Annotated in this window: 24 protein-coding genes; 17 read left to right on the forward strand and 7 right to left on the reverse strand. The window is 45.4% G+C overall.

The window, feature by feature from the left end; translation table 11 throughout:
* Positions 1-90 precede the first annotated feature (90 nt).
* Together murQ and LQ983_RS05950 are read right to left on the reverse strand one after the other, a co-directional pair.
* Positions 91-1,005, reverse strand: coding sequence for an N-acetylmuramic acid 6-phosphate etherase (gene murQ / locus LQ983_RS05945; RefSeq protein WP_230621960.1), 915 nt, complete (start codon positions 1,003-1,005; stop codon positions 91-93).
* Positions 1,002-2,132 carry an anhydro-N-acetylmuramic acid kinase gene (locus tag LQ983_RS05950; protein WP_230621961.1) on the reverse strand — a complete coding sequence of 377 codons (1,131 nt, stop codon included), beginning with the start codon at positions 2,130-2,132 and terminating at the stop codon, positions 1,002-1,004. Before LQ983_RS05950 ends, murQ begins: the two co-directional genes overlap by 4 nt.
* Before the next feature lie 82 nt (positions 2,133-2,214).
* On the opposite strand from LQ983_RS05950, the gene glmU reads away from it, so the two are divergent.
* The 4 genes from glmU to LQ983_RS05970 all read left to right on the forward strand — a co-directional run bounded on the left by glmU (position 2,215) and on the right by LQ983_RS05970 (position 7,373).
* Positions 2,215-3,582, forward strand: coding sequence for a bifunctional UDP-N-acetylglucosamine diphosphorylase/glucosamine-1-phosphate N-acetyltransferase GlmU (gene glmU / locus LQ983_RS05955; protein WP_230621962.1), 1,368 nt, complete (start codon positions 2,215-2,217; stop codon positions 3,580-3,582).
* A gap of 429 nt (positions 3,583-4,011) precedes the next feature.
* On the forward strand, positions 4,012-5,340 hold the full coding sequence (brnQ, locus tag LQ983_RS05960; protein ID WP_230621963.1) for a branched-chain amino acid transport system II carrier protein: 1,329 nt from the start codon (positions 4,012-4,014) through the stop codon (positions 5,338-5,340).
* A gap of 318 nt (positions 5,341-5,658) precedes the next feature.
* The gene (locus LQ983_RS05965; RefSeq protein ID WP_230622617.1) at positions 5,659-6,189 is read left to right on the forward strand and encodes a DUF1190 domain-containing protein; all 531 of its coding nucleotides are present in this window, start codon (positions 5,659-5,661) and stop codon (positions 6,187-6,189) included.
* 2 nt (positions 6,190-6,191) lie between these two features.
* Positions 6,192-7,373 carry a glutathionylspermidine synthase family protein gene (locus LQ983_RS05970; protein WP_230621964.1) on the forward strand — a complete coding sequence of 394 codons (1,182 nt, stop codon included), beginning with the start codon at positions 6,192-6,194 and terminating at the stop codon, positions 7,371-7,373.
* Positions 7,374-7,379: 6 nt separating this feature from the next.
* Here LQ983_RS05970 and LQ983_RS05975 read toward each other — a convergent pair whose 3' ends face one another.
* Genes LQ983_RS05975 through LQ983_RS05995 form a run of 5 tightly spaced genes read right to left on the reverse strand, consistent with a single transcriptional unit; the run spans position 7,380 to position 10,591 of the window.
* A complete protein-coding gene (locus LQ983_RS05975) occupies positions 7,380-8,138 on the reverse strand; it encodes a class I SAM-dependent methyltransferase (protein ID WP_230621965.1) in 759 nt (252 codons plus the stop codon).
* Positions 8,139-8,140: 2 nt separating this feature from the next.
* The gene (gene trmA, locus LQ983_RS05980) at positions 8,141-9,238 is read right to left on the reverse strand and encodes a tRNA (uridine(54)-C5)-methyltransferase TrmA (RefSeq protein WP_230621966.1); all 1,098 of its coding nucleotides are present in this window, start codon (positions 9,236-9,238) and stop codon (positions 8,141-8,143) included.
* A gap of 58 nt (positions 9,239-9,296) precedes the next feature.
* On the reverse strand, positions 9,297-9,626 hold the full coding sequence (locus tag LQ983_RS05985; protein ID WP_048750824.1) for a DUF413 domain-containing protein: 330 nt from the start codon (positions 9,624-9,626) through the stop codon (positions 9,297-9,299).
* 59 nt (positions 9,627-9,685) lie between these two features.
* The gene (locus tag LQ983_RS05990) at positions 9,686-10,303 is read right to left on the reverse strand and encodes a DsbA family protein (RefSeq protein WP_230621967.1); all 618 of its coding nucleotides are present in this window, start codon (positions 10,301-10,303) and stop codon (positions 9,686-9,688) included.
* A 21-nt stretch (positions 10,304-10,324) separates the two neighbouring features.
* A complete protein-coding gene (locus LQ983_RS05995; protein WP_109128764.1) occupies positions 10,325-10,591 on the reverse strand; it encodes a YihD family protein in 267 nt (88 codons plus the stop codon).
* Positions 10,592-10,665: 74 nt separating this feature from the next.
* Between LQ983_RS05995 and mobA the strand changes: the two genes are divergently transcribed.
* From mobA to rplL, 13 genes are all read left to right on the forward strand, one after another.
* Positions 10,666-11,253, forward strand: a complete 588-nt coding sequence (gene mobA, locus LQ983_RS06000; RefSeq protein ID WP_230621968.1) for a molybdenum cofactor guanylyltransferase MobA — start codon at positions 10,666-10,668, stop codon at positions 11,251-11,253.
* Positions 11,254-11,339: 86 nt separating this feature from the next.
* Positions 11,340-11,861: a hypothetical protein gene (locus tag LQ983_RS06005; protein ID WP_109128766.1), complete on the forward strand. Its 522-nt coding sequence runs from the start codon at positions 11,340-11,342 to the stop codon at positions 11,859-11,861.
* Between the two features lie 112 nt (positions 11,862-11,973).
* Positions 11,974-13,512 (forward strand): fused PTS fructose transporter subunit IIA/HPr protein, encoded by a 1,539-nt coding sequence (fruB, locus tag LQ983_RS06010; RefSeq protein WP_230621969.1) that lies wholly within the window; start codon positions 11,974-11,976, stop codon positions 13,510-13,512.
* 2 nt (positions 13,513-13,514) lie between these two features.
* Entirely contained in the window at positions 13,515-14,456 is a 942-nt protein-coding gene (gene fruK, locus LQ983_RS06015) for a 1-phosphofructokinase (RefSeq protein ID WP_230622618.1), read from the forward strand.
* Between the two features lie 4 nt (positions 14,457-14,460).
* Positions 14,461-16,125 (forward strand): fructose-specific PTS transporter subunit EIIC, encoded by a 1,665-nt coding sequence (locus LQ983_RS06020; RefSeq protein ID WP_230621970.1) that lies wholly within the window; start codon positions 14,461-14,463, stop codon positions 16,123-16,125.
* Positions 16,126-16,181: 56 nt separating this feature from the next.
* On the forward strand, positions 16,182-16,424 hold the full coding sequence (locus tag LQ983_RS06025; RefSeq protein WP_230621971.1) for a recombinase RecA: 243 nt from the start codon (positions 16,182-16,184) through the stop codon (positions 16,422-16,424).
* A gap of 45 nt (positions 16,425-16,469) precedes the next feature.
* Positions 16,470-17,399, forward strand: a complete 930-nt coding sequence (locus tag LQ983_RS06030) for an AEC family transporter (protein ID WP_111296284.1) — start codon at positions 16,470-16,472, stop codon at positions 17,397-17,399.
* A gap of 161 nt (positions 17,400-17,560) precedes the next feature.
* Positions 17,561-17,971 (forward strand): preprotein translocase subunit SecE, encoded by a 411-nt coding sequence (gene secE / locus LQ983_RS06035; protein ID WP_006719687.1) that lies wholly within the window; start codon positions 17,561-17,563, stop codon positions 17,969-17,971.
* Position 17,972: 1 nt separating this feature from the next.
* Positions 17,973-18,524 (forward strand): transcription termination/antitermination protein NusG, encoded by a 552-nt coding sequence (gene nusG / locus LQ983_RS06040; protein ID WP_230621972.1) that lies wholly within the window; start codon positions 17,973-17,975, stop codon positions 18,522-18,524.
* Positions 18,525-18,677: 153 nt separating this feature from the next.
* Complete coding sequence (rplK, locus tag LQ983_RS06045) at positions 18,678-19,106, forward strand: 50S ribosomal protein L11 (RefSeq protein WP_005633053.1); 429 nt, start codon at positions 18,678-18,680, stop codon at positions 19,104-19,106.
* Between the two features lie 4 nt (positions 19,107-19,110).
* Positions 19,111-19,800 carry a 50S ribosomal protein L1 gene (rplA, locus tag LQ983_RS06050; RefSeq protein WP_230621973.1) on the forward strand — a complete coding sequence of 230 codons (690 nt, stop codon included), beginning with the start codon at positions 19,111-19,113 and terminating at the stop codon, positions 19,798-19,800.
* A gap of 357 nt (positions 19,801-20,157) precedes the next feature.
* A complete protein-coding gene (rplJ, locus tag LQ983_RS06055) occupies positions 20,158-20,649 on the forward strand; it encodes a 50S ribosomal protein L10 (protein ID WP_005703558.1) in 492 nt (163 codons plus the stop codon).
* Between the two features lie 51 nt (positions 20,650-20,700).
* Entirely contained in the window at positions 20,701-21,069 is a 369-nt protein-coding gene (rplL, locus tag LQ983_RS06060) for a 50S ribosomal protein L7/L12 (RefSeq protein WP_109064804.1), read from the forward strand.
* Positions 21,070-21,200: the final 131 nt, after the last annotated feature.

Below are 21,200 nucleotides of genomic sequence, written 5' to 3' on the forward strand. Positions count from 1 at the left end.
CGCATGAGATAAACGAAAAACGTGAGCCATGAACTCACGTTTTTTTATTGTCGAACGCCATCAAAAGAGCGGTTATTTTTCTCGGCGTTTTTAGGCTGCCAAGGCGCCCTGTAATCGCCCTTTGTTCTGCGCTAAAACTGCTTCTGCCTGCGCTTTATCTAATCCGCTCAACAGCATCATAATCGCTAATTTTGCATTGCCATTGGTGGTGTGTAAGGTTTGTTCGGCGGTGGTTTGGTCGCAATCAGTGGCTTGCATGACAATACGGATGGCGCGCGCTTTGAGTTTTTGGTTGGTGGCTTGCACGTCCACCATGAGATTTTGATAGCACTTGCCGAGACGAATCATGGCAGCGGTAGTGAGCATATTCAGTACCATTTTTTGCGCTGTACCGGATTTTAAACGGCTGGAACCGGTGAGGGCTTCGGGACCTACTGCGGTGGTGATGGCAATGTCCGCGATTTCGCTCATGATAGCGTTCGGGTTGCTGACCAAAGAAACTGTGGTGGCGCCGAGCTGTTTGGCATACCGCAATCCGCCGATGACATAAGGCGTACGCCCACTGGCTGCAATCCCGACTAACACATCTTTGCGACTAAAATGAATGTGACGTAAATCCTGTTCGCCTGCTTCGCGATTATCCTCCGCGCCTTCAACGGCGTTGCGTAAGGCGGTTTCGCCACCGGCAATTAATCCCACCACCATGCTTGACGACACGCCAAACGTTGGTGGGCATTCGGACGCATCCAGTACGCCAAGGCGACCGCTGGTGCCGGCGCCCATGTAAACCAAACGACCGCCCACCTGAAATGCCGCCACGATGTGTTCTACTGCCTGTGCGATTTGTGGCAGATTTTTCTCCACGGCGGAAGCCACTTGTTTGTCTTCATTATTTAACAGCGTGACAACCTCTAACGATGACAAGGCATCAATGTGCAAGGTATTTGGATTGCGTTGTTCGCTTAACATCGTTTCAAGCGTTTTTAATAAATTGTGTTCGCTCATGCCTGTTTCTCCGCAGGAAAAATTGCGCCTAAACTGACCGCACTTTTGGCACCGGTCACACTTGGCAAATTAGACGGTTGGTTGTGTATGCGGCGATAGGCAAGCCAAGCAAAGGCAGCGGCTTCCACATAGTCTGCATCCAATCCTTCATCATTGGTCGGGCGGCATTGCCATTGTGGTAATAGCGCTTGTAATCGCGTCATCAACAAGCTGTTTTTTGCACCGCCTCCGCAGACCAATAAACGGCGGGGTAATGACGTTTCAAGTTGATTTAACGCAAGAGCGATGCTTTGTGCGGTAAATTCTAACAAGGTAGCTTGTACGTCTTGTGGTGGTATCTCGCCTAAAAGTGCGGTGGTTTTTTCTAATGTTTTTTCAAGCCATGTCGAATTGAACAATTCGCGCCCGGTGCTTTTCGGTGGAGGCAGCTGGAAATAAGGATCTTTCAGCATTTCCGCCAATAATGCCGACCGCACTTTGCCACTTCGCGCCCATTGCCCGTCAGCATCATAAGATTTTCCTAGATGGCGTTCGATCCAACCGTCCATCAGCGCATTGCCGGTGCCGGTGTCGTAGCCAATAATCGGTTGATGGGGAAAGAGTATGGAAATATTGCTGATGCCGCCAATATTCAGTACCACTGTCACCCAGTTGTCATCATAAAACCACGCTTGATGAAACGCCGGCACTAACGGCGCGCCTTGCCCGCCAAATGCCATATCTTTACGACGGAAATCCCCAACCACATCAATCCCGGTGTGGGCAGCCAGGAGATTCATGTCGCCTAATTGCATGGTGAACGGAAAATTGCCTTGAGGCGCATGCCAAACAGTTTGTCCGTGGCAGCCAATCGCGCGAATTTGCTGTGGTTGCAGTTGGTGACGGGTGAGAAAATGATTGACCGCCTCGGCGTAAAGTAAGGCTAAGCGCTGATCTAATTCGCCCAGTCGCTGCAATGTGCTGTTGCCTTGCGAAATTAATTGCAATAAATCTTGGCGCAAATCTGCCGGCATCGGGGTGAATTGTGCTGCGATAAATTGCGTTTTTTCGCCAAATGTCATCAGCGCAATATCCACACCGTCCAAACTGGTGCCGGACATGATGCCGAGATAATATTCTTGTTGCATGGCGGCTTATCCTTAACTTAACTCGAAATGGCAAGAATGATATACTAGCGCACAATTTTTAGCGAACAAAAGAGACATTTTTATGACAACTCAAGCACTCAGCGTCGTCATTTTGGCGGCCGGCAAAGGCACACGCATGTATTCCGATTTACCTAAAGTCTTACATCCGATTGCGGGCAAACCGATGGTAAAACACGTTATTGATACGGCGAAACAACTTGGCGCGCGCAATATTCATTTGGTTTACGGACACGGTGGCGATTTGATGCAACAGCGTTTGGCGGCGGAACCGGTGAATTGGGTTTTGCAAACAGAACAGCTCGGCACAGGGCATGCGATGCAACAGGCTGCACCGTTTTTTGCGGATGACGAAAATATTTTGATGGTGTACGGCGATGGACCGATGATCACGCCTGAAACCTTGCAAAAGTTGATTAATGCCAAGCCTGAAAATGGCGTTGCTGTTTTAACGGTGGTATTGGATAACCCAACAGGATATGGCCGAATTTTACGTGAAAACGGTAAAGTCATTGGGATTGTGGAGCAAAAAGATGCCTCACCGGAACAACGGGAGATTCGTGAGATCAATACGGGGGTTTTGGTTGCTGACGGCGCGAGTTTTAAGAAATGGCTTGCTCAGTTAGACAATAATAATGCGCAAGGCGAGTATTACATTACAGATGTCATTGGGCTAGCAAATCGTGATGGGCGTGCTGTTGTTGCAGTACAAGCTGAGGATTTTATGGAAGTTGAAGGTATTAATAACCGTCAACAATTAGCGCGCATGGAGCGTTATTTTCAGCGTAAACAAGCGGATAAACTGATGTTGGCAGGCGTGATGCTGTTAGATCCTGAGCGTTTTGATTTGCGTGGTAACTTGACTCACGGCAAGGATGTTGAAATTGATGTTAACGTGATTTTAAACGGCGAAGTGCGGTTGGGAAATCGCGTGAAAATCGGTGCCGGCTGCGTGCTGACAAACTGTGACATCGGCGATGACGTGGAAATTAAACCGTATTCTGTACTGGAAGATGCCACCGTGGGCGCCAATGCGGCTATTGGCCCATTCTCCCGCTTACGCCCGGGCGCCGAACTGGCAGAAAACACCCATGTGGGCAACTTTGTGGAAATAAAAAAAGCACAAATCGGCAAAGGTTCTAAAGTGAACCACTTAACCTATGTGGGCGATGCGGAAATCGGTCAAAATTGTAATATCGGCGCAGGCGTGATTACCTGTAACTATGACGGTGCCAATAAATTTAAAACCACCATCGGCGATAACGTCTTTGTGGGCTCCGACAGCCAACTTATCGCACCGGTGACAATTGAAAGCGGTGCGACGATTGGTGCCGGCTCCACCATTCGCCGTAACGTGAAACAAGATGAGCTGGTGACCACTCGTGTGCCGCAAAAACACGTGCAAGGTTGGGAAAGACCGAAGAAGAAATAAGTCAAATTGATTTCACGCTTCAAAGGGCAACAGGCTTAGGCTATGTTGCTCTTTTTTTATGGTATTGGATAAAAAAGTGCGGTTAAAAATGTTGACGTTTCCAACCGCACTTTACCCTTGGGATGTGACCCATTGCATGAGAGAAATTCATCTTCTCATGCACCGCTATTAAAATATTGGCAACCCATTGCTTTAGGCTGTCACCGAAATCCCCAGTAGAGAGTTTGTCGATCCTTCGACATATCTTTAGTGTACAAAAATGATATTGAAAAACAGGGAAGCAGATCACATTTTTGAACATTAATGTCTAAAAAAACAGCATTAAATGCCTATTTTCCCCCGATCACAGAGTTCTTTTCGTACAAAATTTGACGGTCTTATTTAGGGTGTTATACTCCCGCCACCTTAATTACAGAGAAGAATAAAATTATGATCAAAAAAGCAACGTTGACAGGTTTACTGTTATTTGGAATGTTTTTCGGCGCAGGAAATTTGATTTTTCCGCCAAGCCTAGGCGCCTTGTCCGGAGAGAATTTTTGGCAAGCGATTAGTGGATTTGTGTTGTCCGGCGTGGGTATTGCCATTCTCACCTTGGTGATTGGTGCGCTTAACCCGAAAGGTTATGTGTATGAAATTTCGATAAAAATTGCCCCTTGGTTTGCAACCTTATATTTAGTCGCGCTTTACCTTTCCATCGGGCCGTTTTTTGCGATTCCGCGTACGGCAACGGTGGCCTACGAAGTGGGTGTAGCACCTATGTTGCCTGCATCGTTTAGTGCTACCGGGTTGATTGCTTTTACGGTGATTTATTTTATTGCGGCTTATTTGATTGCGTTAAACCCATCTAAAATTCTCGACAGTATCGGCCGCATTTTGACCCCGATTTTTGCTCTACTTATCGTATTGTTAGTCACATTAGGCTTTTTCCAATACGGTGATACGACGCCGTCTTCTGCCCTTGGCGACTATGCGACTTCTGCGTTTGGCACTGGATTTATTGAAGGGTATAACACCCTGGATGCGTTGGCTTCCGTGGCATTTAGTGTGGTCGCGGTACAAACCTTGAAGCAGCTCGGTTTCCGAAATAAACAGGAATATGTTTCTACGGTGTGGCTAGTGAGTCTTGTGGTGGCGTTAGGCTTTAGTTTGCTGTATATCGGCTTGGCGTATTTGGGCAACCATTTCCCTGTGCCTGCCGATGTGATGGCATCTGACACAAACAAAGGCGTGTATATTCTTTCTCAAGCGACACAAGCCATTTTCGGGACTAACGCGCAAATTTTCTTGGCCGTGATGGTGACCATGACTTGCTTTACGACAACGGCGGGGTTAATTGTTGCGGTTTCCGAGTTTTTCCGTGAGCGTTTTCCTCAGTTGGGTTACAAAACTTACGCCACGCTGTTTACCTTAATTGGTTTTGGGATCGCAAATTTAGGCTTGGGCGCAATCATCCAATATTCCATTCCGGTGTTGTTAGTGCTTTATCCGATCACGATTGCCATTGTGTTGCTGATTATTGCGAATAAATTTGTTGCGTTATCCAAAATTGGTATGCAACTTACCATTGCGTTGGTGACGGCAATTTCTCTTGCTGGGGTCATTGCAGATCACTATCAATTAGCGTGGTTAACAGATTTTCTTCATCATCTGCCGTTTGCTGAGTACTCGCTTTCTTGGCTTACCCCGGCACTGGTGGGGATTGGGCTTTCTCTGGTGTTACCGCAGCGACAACGTAGTGAAACTTTTGAAATGGAATAATAGTGACGGCGAATCTAAAAGGTTCGCCGTTTTTTTCTAAAAAACGTTTTTAAAACCGACCGCACTTTGGGCTATGACTGAAAGTGCGGTCTGTTTTTTCTGTGTTTTTATTTTGCTTTTACTGCTGCAAATGTTGGGAAGTGTTCCGTTTACGCTTCCCAACTGAATTTTTAATGCGGTTAATTTCTCGTCCGCACTCATTGCTGCAGTAACTCTGTGCTATGATAGCGCCATTCAAACTCAATGTTTTGATACGACAGAAATGTCTTTTGGATACGATGAAAAGGGGAAAGTAAAAACTTTCTAGTAACGTTTATGATGAAAAAGAAAAATCAAATTTTAGTGACATTATCCGTGGTAGCGCTGTTGGGTGGTTGCTCGGAAGATGAAGTGCAACGGGATGTGTACAACAGTCTAGACGATTGCATTGCGGACTGGATTAGACCGGAATTATGTGAACAGGATAAATCTCAAAGCACAAACACGGGCCCTGTGGCAAATAACAATGGCAGTGTGGCGAGCAGCGAAAATAACGCGGTTGCCGGCGACAATAATGCCACACCAACCACTACCGCCAGCGGCGATGAAGGCCCTTCTATCGGCAGCGCCATTGCCGGGGCGGCAGCAGGTTACATGATCGCTAAAGCCATGAGTGGTTTTCTAGGGCCGAGTTACAATCCCAATAATCGCGCCGTTTCGACACCAACCGGGCAAATTATTCGACCGCAAGGCAACCATTCTGTGGGCAAGCCGGTGTTGGTTAAGGGCGGTGCCGGCAGCTCGAACAGCAAACCTGTTTCACGCGGTGGGTTTAGTAGCAGTAACACCAGTAAAAGTGGCGGTGGTTAATCATGAAGCGTATCACCGGTACTCCAACCCGTCCCGACATGGAGCAACAGCTTCTTGAGGTGGGATTTGATTATTACAATCTGCCTTCTACCGATGGATCGCATTATTGGTCGGACAATATCGCCTACGAATTTACGTTAGCGGAAATCGATAAAATTGAAGATGCCACCAACGAATTACATGCCATGTGTATGGATTTCGTTGCCGATGAAGTAAAACAAGGCGATTATGAGCACTATCGCTTCACCGATTTACAAAAAAATCTGATTGAACAATCTTGGCGTGAAAACGCACCGCACTTATATGGGCGTTTTGATTTCGGCTATGACGGCGACAATCTCAAAATGTTTGAATATAACGCCGATACGCCGACCTCTTTATTGGAAGCCGCAGTGGTGCAATGGCAGTGGTTGGAGCAAGTGGAAGGTTTACCGAATCGCGATCAATTCAACTGGATTCATGAAGAATTGATTACCCGTTTTTCCGTGTTGCAACAGCAAAGCGGCAAAACCGGTTTCCATTTTGCTGCGATGGCGGATGCCGGACGGGAAGATTGGGGCAATTTGGATTATCTTGCCGATGTAGCGTATAACGCCGGTTGGCATATTCACCGCTTGACCATTGAAGACATCGGCTACGATAACGACACGCAACAATTTGTCGATCTCAACAATCAACCCATTGAAGCATTGTTCAAATTGTATCCGTTAGAATGGATGACGACTACTGAATACGCACCGCACATGTTAAACAGTGGAACGCAATTTTTTGAACCGGCATGGAAATTGTTACTGAGCAATAAAGCGCTGCTTGCTAAACTCTGGCAAAAACACCCGAACCATCCGTATTTATTGCCAACCTATTTCAATCGACACGACATTACGGATCGCAATGTTATTTGGGTGAAAAAACCGTTATTAGGCCGCGAAGGGGCTAACGTGTTTTATTATGAAAAAAGCAACGGCTTGGAGTTTGCTGCCAAAGGCAGTGAGCATTCAAATTTCTATGCCAATGCCGGCTATATTTATCAGCAGAAATTTGAGTTACCGAATTTTGACGGGATGTATCCGGTCATCGGTTCTTGGGTGGTGGGCGATGTGGCATGCGGCATGGGCTTGCGTGAAGACTTCACCGCCGTCACCGGCAACGACAGCCATTTTATTCCTCATTATTTTGTGGAATAGAACGGCTTAGTCGTGTTTCACATACACATCAAAGCGGTGATTCTTCGTTTCGCGCGAAAAGTGCGGTGCTTTTTGCGCGAGAAAATCAGCGTAGTCGGGGCGCTTGACCACGACGCGCTGACGGGCGAGTTGGAGTGCGGGCGCAAGTAGTTCGTCCGCATCTAAATCGGCACCGACCAAATGTTGAAACACACGCATTTCTTTCTTCACCAAAGCGCTTTTGGCTTTGTGTGGGTACATCGGGTCGAGATACACTACATCCGCGAAATCCGTGTCAGGATTCAGTTGATTGATGTGTTGATAAGGCAACAGTTGCATATTTTGTTGCATCCACGGACCGATTTCTTCGTCAGCATAAGCACGTTGTAAGCCATCTTGTAACAACAAACGTACGACCGGGTGGCGTTCAACCAGTTTCACTTGGCAGCCAAGTGACGCTAATACAAAGGCATCACGCCCTAAGCCTGCCGTCGCGTCAATCACCGTCGGCAGATTATCTTGTTTAATACCTACCGCTTTTGCCACCGCTTCGCCACGCCCGCCGCCAAATTTGCGGCGATGTGCCATAGTGCCGCCAACAAAATCCACAAACACCGCGCCCAGTTTCGGCTCGTCTAATTTGCGTAATTCCAAGCGTTCTATGCCTTCCGCTTCCGTCCATACTAACGCCAACGGGCTGTTCGGATCATGTGTTAAGCCGGCTTCGGCAAAAAGTGCGGTTGGTTTTTGCGGTGTTTTGGTTTCGCAGAGGAGTTGGATGTTCATGTTTATCCCTTTCTCACTAACCAAACGCCCGCTTCCATGTGTTCCGTGTAAGGAAACTGATCGAACAATGCGGCTTTTTCAATACGATGGGTTTGGCTGAGTGTTTTCAGGTTGTCACACAGCGTATGCGGATTGCAGGAAATATACAAAATGCGCTCATATTGTTGCACCAGTTTAACGGTCTCCGCATCTAAGCCGGCGCGTGGCGGATCGACGAAAATGGTGTTGCATTCATAGGCTTTCAAATCAATGCCTTTTAAGCGATTAAATTCGCGTACGCCTTGCATGGCTTGGGTAAATTCTTCGGCAGACATGCGAATAATCTGTAAATTCTCTACCTCGTTGGCGGCAATATTAAATTGTGCCGCAGCCACGGACGGTTTGGCGATTTCTGTGGCCAACACTTTACGGAAATTTTGTGCCAGCGCGATAGAAAAATTGCCGTTGCCGCAATAAAGCTCCAATAAATCCCCATAGCTGTTACGCGTGCAATCCACCGCCCATTCCAACATTTTGCTGTTTACTGCCGCGTTTGGTTGCGTGAAGCTGTTTTCCACTTGACGATAAATGTAGTCTTTGCCCTGTACCTGTAGGATCTCATCTACATAATCTTGTTCCAGACAAATTTTCTGCTTGCTGGCACGCCCGACAATTTGCACGTTAAAACCTTGCTGTTGGAGTTGTGAACGCAAAGTTTGCGCAGCGATTTGCCAATTTTCATCCAAGGCTTTGTGATACAACAAACTGACGATAATCTGTTGGCTTTGGGTGCTTAAATAATCGATTTGGAACAATCTGTGGTGTAAGACTTTTTGCTGTTTTAGCAACGCTAACAATGCCTTCATCATGCGATTAATCAGTTCGCTGGCGATAGGGAAATTCTCTACCCGATAACGTTGTTTGCTCTGTTGATCGAACATGATGTGATAGAAATCATCGCCTTCATGCCAAATGCGAAACTCTGCCCGCATTCGGAAATGTTGTGTAGGCGAGGCGAACACCTGCAAATCAGGTGCGTTAAATGGCGCCAAAAGTGCGGTCAGTTTTTCTTGTTTTTCTGCAAGCAGGGCGGAATAGTGGGTTACGGGTAAATTCTGCATGGTGATAAGTAAAACAAAAGGCTCGGAATCCCAAGCCTTCTGATTGTTGTTTAAATGATTAGTCTGCCGAGTAGTCGTCCAGATTGTCCACGCCAACCACACCGGATAAGGTGTAAAGGCGTTTGTTGGTGGAGATACGGCTACGATATTTCTGCCAGGTTTTTTCGAAGAAAGTTTCTGCAGCACGTTCACCACGACAGAATGCAACAAAGCTTTTTTCTTCTTTGGTTACCGGCTTACGTTCGCCTGAATCTAATGCGCGGAAGGCTTGTCCGTATTGTTCTAAAGCTTGTGCTTCTTTGATGGTGTAATCACCGTGACGGGCAAAGCCGCGCGGATAGTTTTTGTCGTCAAAAAAACGACGGGTTACGCTAAAACTCTCAGCCATATAATCCTCTAAAATAGGTATCGAAAATAAAAATCGGCAGGCATTAAACCAATTTTTGTTTATTTTTGCAATAAACCTTTTACGGTTTCGACGTATTCGGTCACAAAAGTGTTTTCATCATGCGCCAAGCCTTCCATGTTCACACGATATTTGCCGTTTACATAGAAATCGGGCACGCCACGCACTTGGTATTTTTCCACTAAATGTTGTTGTTTGGTGACTAAACCGTTTACCGCGAAGCTATTGATGCCGCCGTCAAATTGTTCGGCAGAGATGCCGTTATCAATAAAGATTTGGCGAATGTCGTTCATTGAGCTCAACGTATTGGCTTGTGCCGCTTTAAATAATGGTAGTTTGACTTTTTCTTCCGCTTTAATTGCAATAGCCAACGCCCAAGCGCGCGTGAGATTTTCAGATTGGCGACCTAAAAAATCCACGTGATATTGCTTGAATGGCGTGCCTTCCGGCAGGCTCTCACTAATTTTTTGTGGAATGTGAAATTGTGTTTCAAAGTAATAGCAATGCGGGCAATAAAAAGAGAAAAATTCTAATACTTCCGGTTGTGCACTCTGTTGTTGCCCTTCTACCACAACATATTGTTTACCTTCCGTTAAGTCAGCCGCTTGAACAGAAACAGATAACGCTGCTGTCAGCGCTAAAAATAACCATTTTTTCATTTGTTATCCTTAATAATCGATTTATTTAATAATACCGCGCGCTTTTAATAACGCGGTTTTAAAGTCTTCTTCGTAATCTTTTTTAATGCCGGGAATTGGCTCGAATTTATCTTTGCCAGCCATTTTCAGGTGGTAAATGATGACTTCATCAGATAATTCTGCGAGCGGTTTATCAAATCCGGTTTCGTCAGCAATTTTTTGCATAATTTGCATTAATGATAAATCGGGGTCTTTAGACCAGTAAGGTTGTAAAAGTTCCAACACTTCATTCAGGCGATGACATTTCATACGCATTTCCTTATTATTGTGAGATAAACGGGCGGGATCATACTTGAATTAACTTCATAAGAAAACAAAGAAGCATGACAATTTCAATTAGCGCAGTCATTTTAGCCGGCGGGCAAGCAAAACGCATGGGCGGTGTGGATAAAGGCTTGCAGCCCCTGCAGGGAAAACCGTTATTTCAATTTATTTACGATCGCCTGCATTCGCAGGTGGAACATATTTCTGTTAACGCCAATCGCAATCAGGCCATTTATGCTGTCGCCGGATTGCCGGTGTTTGGCGATAATATCGAAGGCTTTCAAGGGCCGTTAAGTGGGATTTTGACCGCGCTGGAACGATCTGAGACGGATTTTGTCTTATTTGTGCCTTGTGATAGCCCCTTCTTCCCGGACAATTTACTGGAAAAATTGAAAAGTGCGGTGGTTTTTCGCGGCGTTTCTATTGCGTATGTGCATGATGGTGAGCGTGAACATCCGACCTTCTGTTTAATGGCGCGTAGCTTAAAAGAGAAACTTGCGGCTTATTTGGCTACCGGCGAGCGCAGAATGTTGCAGTTTATGCGCCAAAACGGGGCGGTGAGTGTGGATTTCTCAGAAAATAAGGCAGCATTTACCAATATCAACACATTGGATGAGTTACAGCAGTTTAACGAGCAATCCTCGTGAGCTATTTATTGCGCACCGGAGAAACAGTATAATGAGCGCCACGCTTGAGTTAGTTTGTTTTCTTCCACCGAAATTCAAGGATTTTTATGATTAAGAAACTTTCCATTCTTTTCCTAGCCTCTTTATTGAGCGCTTGTTCCCTTTCCTCGTATGTGCCTTTCATGGGTGACAAAAAAACGGTCATTGACTTAGACGAAGATAAAATTGACCAAAAATCTTACGCTACTGCGTATGAGGCTACGGTCGCAACCTATCAAGGGCGCGTGCACAGCGATTTTAATGTGAATTCTTTCGCCAGTGGTGCCAATGATTGGTATTTAGGCCGAATTCTTGTGCCTGTTGAACAAATCAAAGAAAAATTGTATAGCCCACAAGGACAGGATTCCGATGTTTATGCCTACTACAGCGGCGTCGTACATGCCTCTGCGTTGCAAAATAATTTTGGCAAACTGAATACAAAATGCTGGAGTCTTATCGATACGCCGAGCGTGACCCAAGGTATTTATGACGCCATGTTAGATTTGAAAAAAGACAAAGTGCGGTCTGAAAATGACGAATATATCGTGCAAGGTTCCGAGCAATTACTCAAATTATGCACCGGAAAATAATTTACAAAACTGTCGGTTTTTACCGGCAGTTTTTTGTATTTTAAACCTTAGCTGAAAGGTTTTTGCAATATTCAGCACCCAATTTATACCCTCGTAGAAACAAGGAGACAGAATGTTTAATTTACCCGAAAGTAACATTCATTTGGCGGCGAGTGCCGATAATAAACAGCAAGCCATTACGCTGGCGGCAAATGCCCTTGAACAGGCTGGTTATGTGGAAAGCGGTTATTTACAAGGCATGTTAGGGCGCGAACAACAAACATCGACCTTTTTAGGCAATGGCATCGCCATTCCGCACGGCACGTTAGAAACCCGTGGCATGGTGAAAGATACCGGCGTGCAGATTTTCCAGTTTCCACAAGGGATTGAATGGGGCGAAGGCAATATTGCTTATGTGGTGATAGGCATTGCGGCGCGTTCTGACGAACATTTGGCATTATTGCGTCAACTGACTCATGTTCTCGGCGATGAAGACACGGCAGAAAAATTGGCCACGCTCACCGATGTAAAAAAATTTCGCGCTATTTTAATGGGCGAAGCGGACGAATTTAATGTGGCTGATGAAAACATCAGCTTAGATGTGGACACCAGCAGTTTGCTCACCTTAATCGCCATTAACGCCGGCAAATTAGAACAACAAAGTGCGGTCAATCATCAGTATGTTTCGGAAGTCATTGCCAATCCGGCATTGCCGTTGGCACAAGGCCTATGGGTGACCGATGCCGCCGTAGGAAACCAAAAGAATGGGTTGGCGTTCAGTCGCGCAAAACAGGCGTTTAATTTGAATAATAAACTCGTGCATGGCGTGGTAACGGTGGCTTATGCCAACGAGCAAATTGACGACACGTTAGCTCGTCTGTTAGATACCGAAGTACAGCAAATCTTGTTAAACGGCGACAGCGATCAAATCGTGGCAGCATTAAACGGCAAGGCGATTCCACAAGCGGCGACACAGGCGACATCAACTGCTTCCGCCGTGCCATCTGTGGCTGCCGGCAGTGTCGTCGGTACCTTTACTATTCGTAACGAACACGGCTTACACGCCCGTCCAAGCGCTATTTTGGTTAACGAAGTGAAAAAATTCACCTCTAAGATTACCGTGGAAAATCTTACCCGAGCCAGCGCACCGGTGAGTGCCAAGAGCTTGATGAAAATTGTCGCCTTGGGGGTGACGCAGGGGCATCGTTTACGTTTTGTGGCAGAGGGCGATGATGCGCAAGCTGCAGTTGAGGCTATTGGTAAATTGATTGCGTCAGGGCTTGGCGAAACTATTTCTGCAGTGCCACCAAGCGAACCGGACAGCATTGAAGTGATGGAGCAAGTTGTGCCGGCAATTTCCACGCCAAGTGGTGAAAGTGCGGTGGAAAATCCGAGTGAATCCGTGGAAGGCATTTTCGAAGTAAAAAATGAACATGGATTGCATGCGCGCCCAGCAGCGATTCTCGTCAGTGAAGTAAAAAAATATAACGCCAATATCGCCGTACAAAATCTTGATCGCGATACGCCGTTGGTCAGTGCGAAAAGTCTGATGAAAGTAGTGGCATTAGGCGTAGTGAAAGGTCATCGTTTGCGTTTTGTCGCCAGCGGCGAGCAAGCGCAACAAGCCATTGACGGTATCGGTGCAGTAATTAATGCAGGATTAGGGGAATAATGATGGCAAACGTCGCAACTATCACTTTAAACGCCGCTTATGACTTGGTCGGGCGTTTAAAACGTATCGAATTGGGCGAAGTCAACACCGTGGAAACCCTCGGACTTTTCCCTGCGGGCAAAGGCATTAACGTGGCGAAAGTGTTAAAAGATTTAGGCGTTGATGTCACGGTGGGCGGTTTTCTCGGCGAAGACAACCAAGGGGATTTTGTTGCCTTATTCGACAAACTGGGATTACAAGACAAATTCCAACGCGTGCCGGGCAGAACCCGAATCAACGTGAAAATTACCGAAACCGAGGCTGATGTTACCGATTTAAACTTTTTAGGCTATGAAATCAGTGAAAGTGCGTGGCAACAATTTGTGGCGGATTCTCTTGCGTATTGCAAATCCTTCGACATCGTTGCCGTGTGCGGTAGCTTACCGCGTGGTGTGACGCCGGACTTGTTCGCTGATTGGCTAAAACAACTCCATCAGGCGGGTATAAAAGTCGTATTAGACAGCAGTAATGCAGCGCTAACTGCGGGCTTGAGCGCACGACCTTGGTTGGTGAAACCGAATCATCGCGAATTAGAGGCCTGGGTGGGTTATACCTTAAATTCACTGGAGGAAATTGTGTCTGCCGCCAAGAAATTAAAAGCGCAAGGCATTGCCAATGTGATTATTTCCATGGGCGCTCAAGGTTCCGTTTGGTTAAGTGACGAGGCTGTGATCCAAGCGCAACCGCCAAAATGCGAAAATGTGGTGAGCACCGTCGGTGCCGGTGATTCTATGGTGGCGGGTTTGATTTACGGCTTAATTAACGGCCTTCCGCAAAAAGACACCCTTGCCTTTGCTAGTGCGGTGTCCGCTTTTGCCGTGTCGCAAAGTAACGTGGGCATTTCTGACCGCACTTTGCTTGAACCGATTTTAAACAATGTCAACATTACTGCCATTGAGGGATAATCTTATGCATATTTATTTAACTCCATCCGCTAATTTTGGTTATGCAAAGGCCTTTTTATTGCGTGAAATGCTAAGCAAAGCCGCGCAAGCGCAACATCAAATTGTGGACAGTGCCGAAGCGGCGGATCTGATCATCGTTTTGGGGAATGTTTTACCCAATAATGCTCAATTCAATGGCAAAAAAGTGTTTTTGGCAAAAATTGACGAACATTTCAACGCACCCGAAAACTTGTTAGACCAGGCCATTCAACAGGCGCAGGATTATGTTCCGCCTGCCGAAAGTGCGGTCGTTTCTAACGGTAAAATGAAAAATATTGTGGCGGTGACTGCTTGCCCGACAGGCGTAGCGCATACGTTCATGTCTGCCGAAGCCATCGAAACCTACGCCAAACAACAAGGTTGGCAGGTGAAAGTGGAAACCCGCGGACAAGTGGGTACGGGCAATGAAATCACGGCAGAAGAAGTGGCTGCAGCGGATTTGGTGTTTGTGGCGGCGGATATTGATGTGCCGTTGGACAAATTCAAAGGCAAATTAATGTATCGCACCTCCACCGGACTTGCGCTGAAGAAAACCGCGCAAGAATTTGACAAAGCCTTTAAAGAAGCCAAAATTTACGAAGGCGGCGCAACGTCCGCGGCGAAAGCCGAAGAGCGCGGCGAGAAGAAAGGCGTCTATAAGCACCTAATGACAGGCGTATCGCACATGTTGCCGTTGGTGGTGGCAGGCGGTTTGCTTATCGCCATTTCCTTCATGTTCGGTATTGAAGCGTTCAAAGACGAAAATATCGCGGGCGGCTTGCCGAAAGCCTTAATGGATATCGGTGGTGGCGCGGCGTTCCACTTAATGATCGCGGTGTTCGCAGGTTATGTGGCGTTCTCCATCGCCGACCGTCCGGGACTTGCCGTGGGGTTAATCGGCGGGATGTTGGCGACGACCGCAGGCGCGGGGATTTTAGGCGGGATTATCGCCGGCTTCCTTGCAGGTTATGTGGTGAAAGGGCTTAATGATGTGATTAAATTACCACCAAGCCTGATGTCCCTTAAACCGATCTTAATTTTGCCGTTATTGGGGTCTTTCATTGTCGGCTTAGCCATGATTTATCTCATTAACCCGCCTGTTGCGAAAATCATGGCGGCGTTGAGTGAATGGCTAAAATCCATGGGCGATGTGAATGCCATGGTGCTTGGCGTGATTATCGGCACCATGATGTGTATCGACATGGGTGGTCCGGTAAACAAAGCGGCTTATACCTTCTCCGTAGGCATGATCGCCTCTCAGGTTTACACCCCAATGGCAGCGGCAATGGCTGCAGGCATGGTGCCGCCAATCGGCATGGCTATCGCCACTTGGTTAGCGCGCAGTAAATTCACCTCCAATCAACATGATGCGGGTAAAGCCTCTTTCGTACTTGGCTTCTGTTTTATCTCCGAAGGGGCATTGCCATTTGTGGCGGCAGATCCGCTCCGTGTGATTATCAGCAGTGTGCTAGGTGGTGCGACTGCAGGCGCCATTTCCATGAGTTTAGGCATTACCTTGCAAGCGCCACACGGTGGTTTATTTGTGATACCGTTTGTTTCTGAGCCATTGATGTATCTTGCGGCTATCGCCATAGGTTCTGTCGTCACCGGTGTGATTTATGCGGTGATTAAACCGAAGGCGGAAGCATAAAGTGGAACAAAGTGCGGTGGATTTTCACCGCATTTTTTATCTTATAAGGAAATACTATGCCATTGAGTGAAGAGGAAAAACGTAGCCTTTTATCTCAAAAAGGTATCGGCGCAACAATCTTAAAGCGTTTAGAAGAAATGGGATTAGATGATGTTAAAATACTGGCGGTGACCAGCCCTGATTTTATTCTTCAAAGAGGTGCTGAAATCACGGGTTCAACCTGTTGGCGAAATAGCCCGCAAGCCAGAAAGACCATTGAAACAGCGGTAAATTGGGCAAAAGTGATGTCTCAAAAATAACCTCATTTTAAACGAGGCAGAGACCTTTTATTGACGAAGTATTCTATGGATATCGCATTTATTCTTGGCAGCAAAATTGTTGAGCTTACGCTCATTGTCTTAATGGGCTATGGGTTGGTAAAAGCCAAATTGCTGAAATCAGAAGACAGCAAGCCATTGTCTATTATCGGTTTGTATATTATTAGCCCTGCCGTCATGATTGAGGCCTTCCAGATTTCGTATACGCCGGAAATTCTAGAGGGATTAATGCTGTCTTTTGGAATGGCGGTGTTTTTACATGGCATGCTGGTGATTATCGGTACGGTGTTAAAGAGAACGCTGAAATTGGATCCTATCGAGCATGCGGCATCTATTTATGCCAATTCAGGTAATTTGATTATTCCGTTGGTGATGGGATTGTTCGGTAAAGAATGGGTGGTTTACGCCAGTTGTTTTATTATCGTGCAAACGTTTATGTTTTGGACGCACTGTCGTCTGATTATTGCCGGCAAAGGTAATTTAACGCTAAAAACCATAGTAAAAAATATTAATATTTGGTCGATTATGATGGGCTTAGTGATGTTTGCCTTGCAAATTAAACTGCCAGACACCATCAACGGCACATTGTCTTCTGTTGGGATGTTTATTGGTCCAAATGCGATGTTGATTGCCGGCATGCTGATTGCTTCTATTCCACTGCGGGATCTTTTTTCGTCTAAACGAATTTATTTGGTGACGTTTCTGCGTTTATTAGTGATTCCGCTGTTTTTAATGGTTGTCGTTAAACTTTGCGGCTTTTCAGGTTGGGTAGAAAACGGTGAAACGATCGCTTTGATTAGTTTCCTGGCGACAACGAGCCCAGCGGCTTCCACGGTCACGCAAATGGCGTTAATTTTTGGGAATAATCCGCAAAAAGCCAGTGCCATTTATGGGGTTACCACCCTCCTTTGCATGTTTAGCATGCCCTTCATTATTGCACTGTATCAGTTGTGGTAAAAAGTGCGGTGGATTTTGAGAATGTTTAAAAACACGCTGAAAAACGACCGCACTTGTGTAAATGCGCAATTTTTAATTGTGAAACTGGAAAATTAGCTGCTATAATCCTACGTTCGAAAAAGGATCCCTGTTTTTTAAAGTTACATAATGGATAAATTTTTATGGCATTAGAGATTGAGAAAAAGAAAAATGAATCTGAGGCTTCCGTTGAAAAGTCTAAAGGATTAAACATTTTTTTATGGTTGTTAACCGTTGCAATCATTGCAGCGAGTGCATTTGGTAATATCTATTTCCAAGATCAATATTCCACTCCAATTCGTGTTGTTGCGGTTATCGTGTTGTTGTTGATCTCTTTAGGGGTTGCAGCGACAACCAATCAAGGCAGAAAAGCTCTTGGTTTCTTTCAAGATGCCCGTACTGAATTACGTCGAATTGTTTGGCCAAGCCGCCCGGAAGCAACGCAAACCACCTTTATCGTTGTTGGCGTGACCGTATTTGTGTCTTTAATCCTTTGGGGCTTGGATTCAATTATTGTTAGTATCATTACCTTCTTAACCGACTGGAGATTCTAAAATGACCGAAACCGCAAATAAAAAACGTTGGTATGTGTTGCAAGCGTTCTCCGGTTTTGAAGCGCGCGTAGCGACCACATTGCGTGAATACATCAAACTTCACAATATGGAAGAACAGTTTGGTGAAGTGTTAGTGCCGACAGAAGAAGTCGTGGAAAATGTGGCAGGTAAACGTCGCAAAAGTGAACGTAAATATTTCCCAGGTTATGTATTAGTACAAATGGAAATGAACGATGACACTTGGCACTTGGTGCGTAGCGTGCCACGCGTGATGGGTTTCATTGGTGGCACACCGGACAAACCGGCGCCAATTAGCAATCGTGAAGCGGATATCATTTTAAATCGCTTAGAACAAAATAGCGATAAACCGAAACCAAGAACAACTTTCCAACCTGGGGAAGAAGTACGAGTAACCGAAGGTCCATTTATGGATTTCAATGGTACAGTAGAAGAAATCGACTACGAAAAAGGCCGCTTGAAAGTGTTTGTGTCTATCTTCGGTCGTGCTACACCGGTTGAACTTGAGTTCGGACAAGTAGAAAAGAATAACTAGTAAAATGGTTGAATTTTCCACCGCACTTTTTTAAGTGCGGTACATTTTTTCGACGTTTTACTTGAAAAACCGGTTGCGTTTGATTAGAATGCAACCCTTTTTAACAACAGGGGAGCTAGCAATAGCGTTATCACCCATTTAGAGGAAACTAAAATGGCAAAAAAAGTCCAAGCCTACGTTAAGTTGCAAGTTGCAGCTGGTATGGCAAACCCATCACCACCAGTTGGTCCTGCATTAGGTCAACAAGGTGTGAACATCATGGAATTCTGTAAAGCATTCAACGCTCGTACTGAGAGTTTAGAAAAAGGTTTACCTATTCCAGTTGTTATCACTGTATATGCAGACCGTTCATTTACTTTCGTAACTAAAACTCCACCAGCAGCAGTATTATTGAAAAAAGCTGCAGGTATCAAATCTGGTTCTGGTAAACCGAACAAAGAGAAAGTGGGTAAAGTAACTTTAGATCAAGTTCGTCAAATCGCTGAAACTAAAGCAGCAGATATGACAGGCGCATCTATCGAAACCAAAATGAAATCAATTGCTGGTACTGCTCGCTCAATGGGCTTAGTGGTGGAGGAATAATACGATGGCTAAATTGACTAAAAAAATGAAAGCAATCAAAGCTGGCGTAGATTCTACTAAAGCATACGAAATCAACGAAGCGATCGCGGTATTAAAACAATTCGCAACAGCTAAATTCGTTGAAAGTGTTGACGTTGCAGTAAACTTAGGTATCGATCCTCGTAAATCTGACCAAAACGTTCGTGGTGCAACAGTATTACCACACGGTACTGGTCGTGAAGTACGCGTAGCTGTGTTCACTCAAGGTGCTAACGCAGATGCAGCTAAAGAAGCAGGTGCTGATTTAGTCGGTATGGAAGATTTAGCAGAGCAAATCAAAAAAGGCGAAATGAACTTTGATGTTGTTATCGCTTCTCCTGATGCAATGCGTGTTGTTGGTCAATTAGGTCAAGTATTAGGTCCACGTGGTTTAATGCCAAACCCTAAAGTTGGTACTGTGACACCAAACGTTGCTGAAGCAGTTAAAAATGCTAAATCTGGTCAGATCCGTTATCGTAATGATAAAAACGGTATCATCCACACCACTATCGGTAAAGCAAACTTCTCTGAAGTACAATTGAAAGAAAACCTTGAAGCGTTGTTAGCGGCTTTAACTAAAGCGAAACCTGCAACATCTAAAGGTATCTTCATTAAGAAAGTAAGTCTTTCTACTACAATGGGTGCCGGTGTAGCTGTTGATCAAGCTTCACTATAATCCGTAGAAATACGATGAAATATGACCGCACTTTTACAAGTGCGGTTATTTTTTTCGACATTTATCGTTGTCGAATTGGTGATTTTTTTATCATCAGGCATTTACAAATGCTATTTCGACCGTTATAATTTGGGTCCTTTTTAGGCCGTAGTTTATTTGCGGTTTAGCATTTCTGGTTGGTGCTTGACCTCATTCAAGCCCCGTCCAAGACCGTAGGGGAGCAATCTTAATCATCCTACGTAGATGGTGAACAGAATAAGAATTTTCTTGCTTCTGTGCACCGAATTCGTCCTAATAGTCGTTTTATTAGGTATTTAAATTCCGAGCAATCGGAGTGTATTCAGGAGCTAAAAGCCAATGGCATTAAATCTTCAAGACAAACAAGCAATTGTTGCCGAAGTAAATGAAGCAGCCAAAGGTGCCCTTTCTGCTGTGATCGCGGATTCCCGTGGTGTGACAGTAGACAAAATGACCGAATTGCGTAAATCAGCACGCGAAGCCGGTGTTTCTATGCGCGTTGTTCGTAATACTTTATTACGTCGTGCGGTAGAAGGCACTGAATTCGAATGTTTGAAAGACACATTTACCGGTCCAACACTTATCGCATTCTCTACTGAACATCCAGGTGCTGCAGCACGTTTGTTCAAAGAATTCGCGAAAGCAAACGATAAGTTTGAACTTAAAGGTGCAGCCTTTGAAGGTAAGATCCAAGATGTTGAATTCTTAGCAACATTACCGACTTACGACGAAGCAATTGCACGTTTAATGGGCACAATGAAAGAAGCTGCGGCAGGCAAACTTGTTCGCACTTTTGCGGCATTACGCGACAAATTACAAGAAGCGGCTTAATCAAGCGTTTCTTCATCCAATTAACTTTATTTACTTTAGGAATTGATTGTTATGTCATTAACTAACGAACAAATCATTGAAGCGATTGCTTCTAAATCTGTAACTGAAATTGTTGAATTAATCACAGCGATGGAAGAAAAATTCGGTGTTTCAGCAGCGGCAGCAGTAGCAGCAGCTCCGGCAGCAGGCGCAGCAGCAGTTGAAGAAAAAACTGAATTTGACGTAGTTCTTGCTGAAGCTGGTGCTAACAAAGTAGCAGTAATCAAAGCAGTACGTGGTGCAACAGGTTTAGGCTTGAAAGAAGCTAAAGACTTAGTTGAATCTGCACCAGCTGTGTTGAAAGAAGGCATTGCTAAAGCAGAAGCAGAAGCGCTTAAGAAAGAATTAGAAGAAGCTGGCGCGAAAGTAGAAATCAAATAATTTTGATTTTGTTTCCTCCTGTTTCTCAGGCTAAATGGCTGGTGGGTGACCATCAGCCATTTTGTGCTATCAAAAACAGAAGTAAATTTGCCGTTTGATTACTTTTGTTTCCTCAAGTTAAACAAAGCATT

This window comes from Aggregatibacter sp. Marseille-P9115 (assembly GCF_920939465.1).
GTDB classification, from domain to species: domain Bacteria; phylum Pseudomonadota; class Gammaproteobacteria; order Enterobacterales; family Pasteurellaceae; genus Aggregatibacter; species Aggregatibacter segnis_B.

Bases quoted from the DNA above. Each gene is read 5' to 3' on its own strand.
- LQ983_RS05970 (WP_230621964.1), top strand. From the start codon at position 6,192: ATGAAGCGTATCACCGGTACTCCAACCCGTCCCGACATGGAGCAACAG.
- LQ983_RS05985 (WP_048750824.1), bottom strand. From the start codon at position 9,626: ATGGCTGAGAGTTTTAGCGTAACCCGTCGTTTTTTTGACGACAAAAAC.
- LQ983_RS06030 (WP_111296284.1), top strand. From the start codon at position 16,470: ATGGATATCGCATTTATTCTTGGCAGCAAAATTGTTGAGCTTACGCTC.
- secE (WP_006719687.1), top strand. From the start codon at position 17,561: ATGGCATTAGAGATTGAGAAAAAGAAAAATGAATCTGAGGCTTCCGTT.
- glmU (WP_230621962.1), top strand. From the start codon at position 2,215: ATGACAACTCAAGCACTCAGCGTCGTCATTTTGGCGGCCGGCAAAGGC.
- LQ983_RS05990 (WP_230621967.1), bottom strand. From the start codon at position 10,303: ATGAAAAAATGGTTATTTTTAGCGCTGACAGCAGCGTTATCTGTTTCT.
- rplL (WP_109064804.1), top strand. From the start codon at position 20,701: ATGTCATTAACTAACGAACAAATCATTGAAGCGATTGCTTCTAAATCT.
- LQ983_RS05995 (WP_109128764.1), bottom strand. From the start codon at position 10,591: ATGAAATGTCATCGCCTGAATGAAGTGTTGGAACTTTTACAACCTTAC.
- mobA (WP_230621968.1), top strand. From the start codon at position 10,666: ATGACAATTTCAATTAGCGCAGTCATTTTAGCCGGCGGGCAAGCAAAA.
- LQ983_RS06025 (WP_230621971.1), top strand. From the start codon at position 16,182: ATGCCATTGAGTGAAGAGGAAAAACGTAGCCTTTTATCTCAAAAAGGT.
- LQ983_RS05965 (WP_230622617.1), top strand. From the start codon at position 5,659: ATGAAAAAGAAAAATCAAATTTTAGTGACATTATCCGTGGTAGCGCTG.
- rplJ (WP_005703558.1), top strand. From the start codon at position 20,158: ATGGCATTAAATCTTCAAGACAAACAAGCAATTGTTGCCGAAGTAAAT.
- LQ983_RS06020 (WP_230621970.1), top strand. From the start codon at position 14,461: ATGCATATTTATTTAACTCCATCCGCTAATTTTGGTTATGCAAAGGCC.
- trmA (WP_230621966.1), bottom strand. From the start codon at position 9,238: ATGCAGAATTTACCCGTAACCCACTATTCCGCCCTGCTTGCAGAAAAA.
- rplA (WP_230621973.1), top strand. From the start codon at position 19,111: ATGGCTAAATTGACTAAAAAAATGAAAGCAATCAAAGCTGGCGTAGAT.
- rplK (WP_005633053.1), top strand. From the start codon at position 18,678: ATGGCAAAAAAAGTCCAAGCCTACGTTAAGTTGCAAGTTGCAGCTGGT.
- LQ983_RS06005 (WP_109128766.1), top strand. From the start codon at position 11,340: ATGATTAAGAAACTTTCCATTCTTTTCCTAGCCTCTTTATTGAGCGCT.
- murQ (WP_230621960.1), bottom strand. From the start codon at position 1,005: ATGAGCGAACACAATTTATTAAAAACGCTTGAAACGATGTTAAGCGAA.
- brnQ (WP_230621963.1), top strand. From the start codon at position 4,012: ATGATCAAAAAAGCAACGTTGACAGGTTTACTGTTATTTGGAATGTTT.
- LQ983_RS05950 (WP_230621961.1), bottom strand. From the start codon at position 2,132: ATGCAACAAGAATATTATCTCGGCATCATGTCCGGCACCAGTTTGGAC.
- nusG (WP_230621972.1), top strand. From the start codon at position 17,973: ATGACCGAAACCGCAAATAAAAAACGTTGGTATGTGTTGCAAGCGTTC.
- LQ983_RS05975 (WP_230621965.1), bottom strand. From the start codon at position 8,138: ATGAACATCCAACTCCTCTGCGAAACCAAAACACCGCAAAAACCAACC.
- fruB (WP_230621969.1), top strand. From the start codon at position 11,974: ATGTTTAATTTACCCGAAAGTAACATTCATTTGGCGGCGAGTGCCGAT.
- fruK (WP_230622618.1), top strand. From the start codon at position 13,515: ATGGCAAACGTCGCAACTATCACTTTAAACGCCGCTTATGACTTGGTC.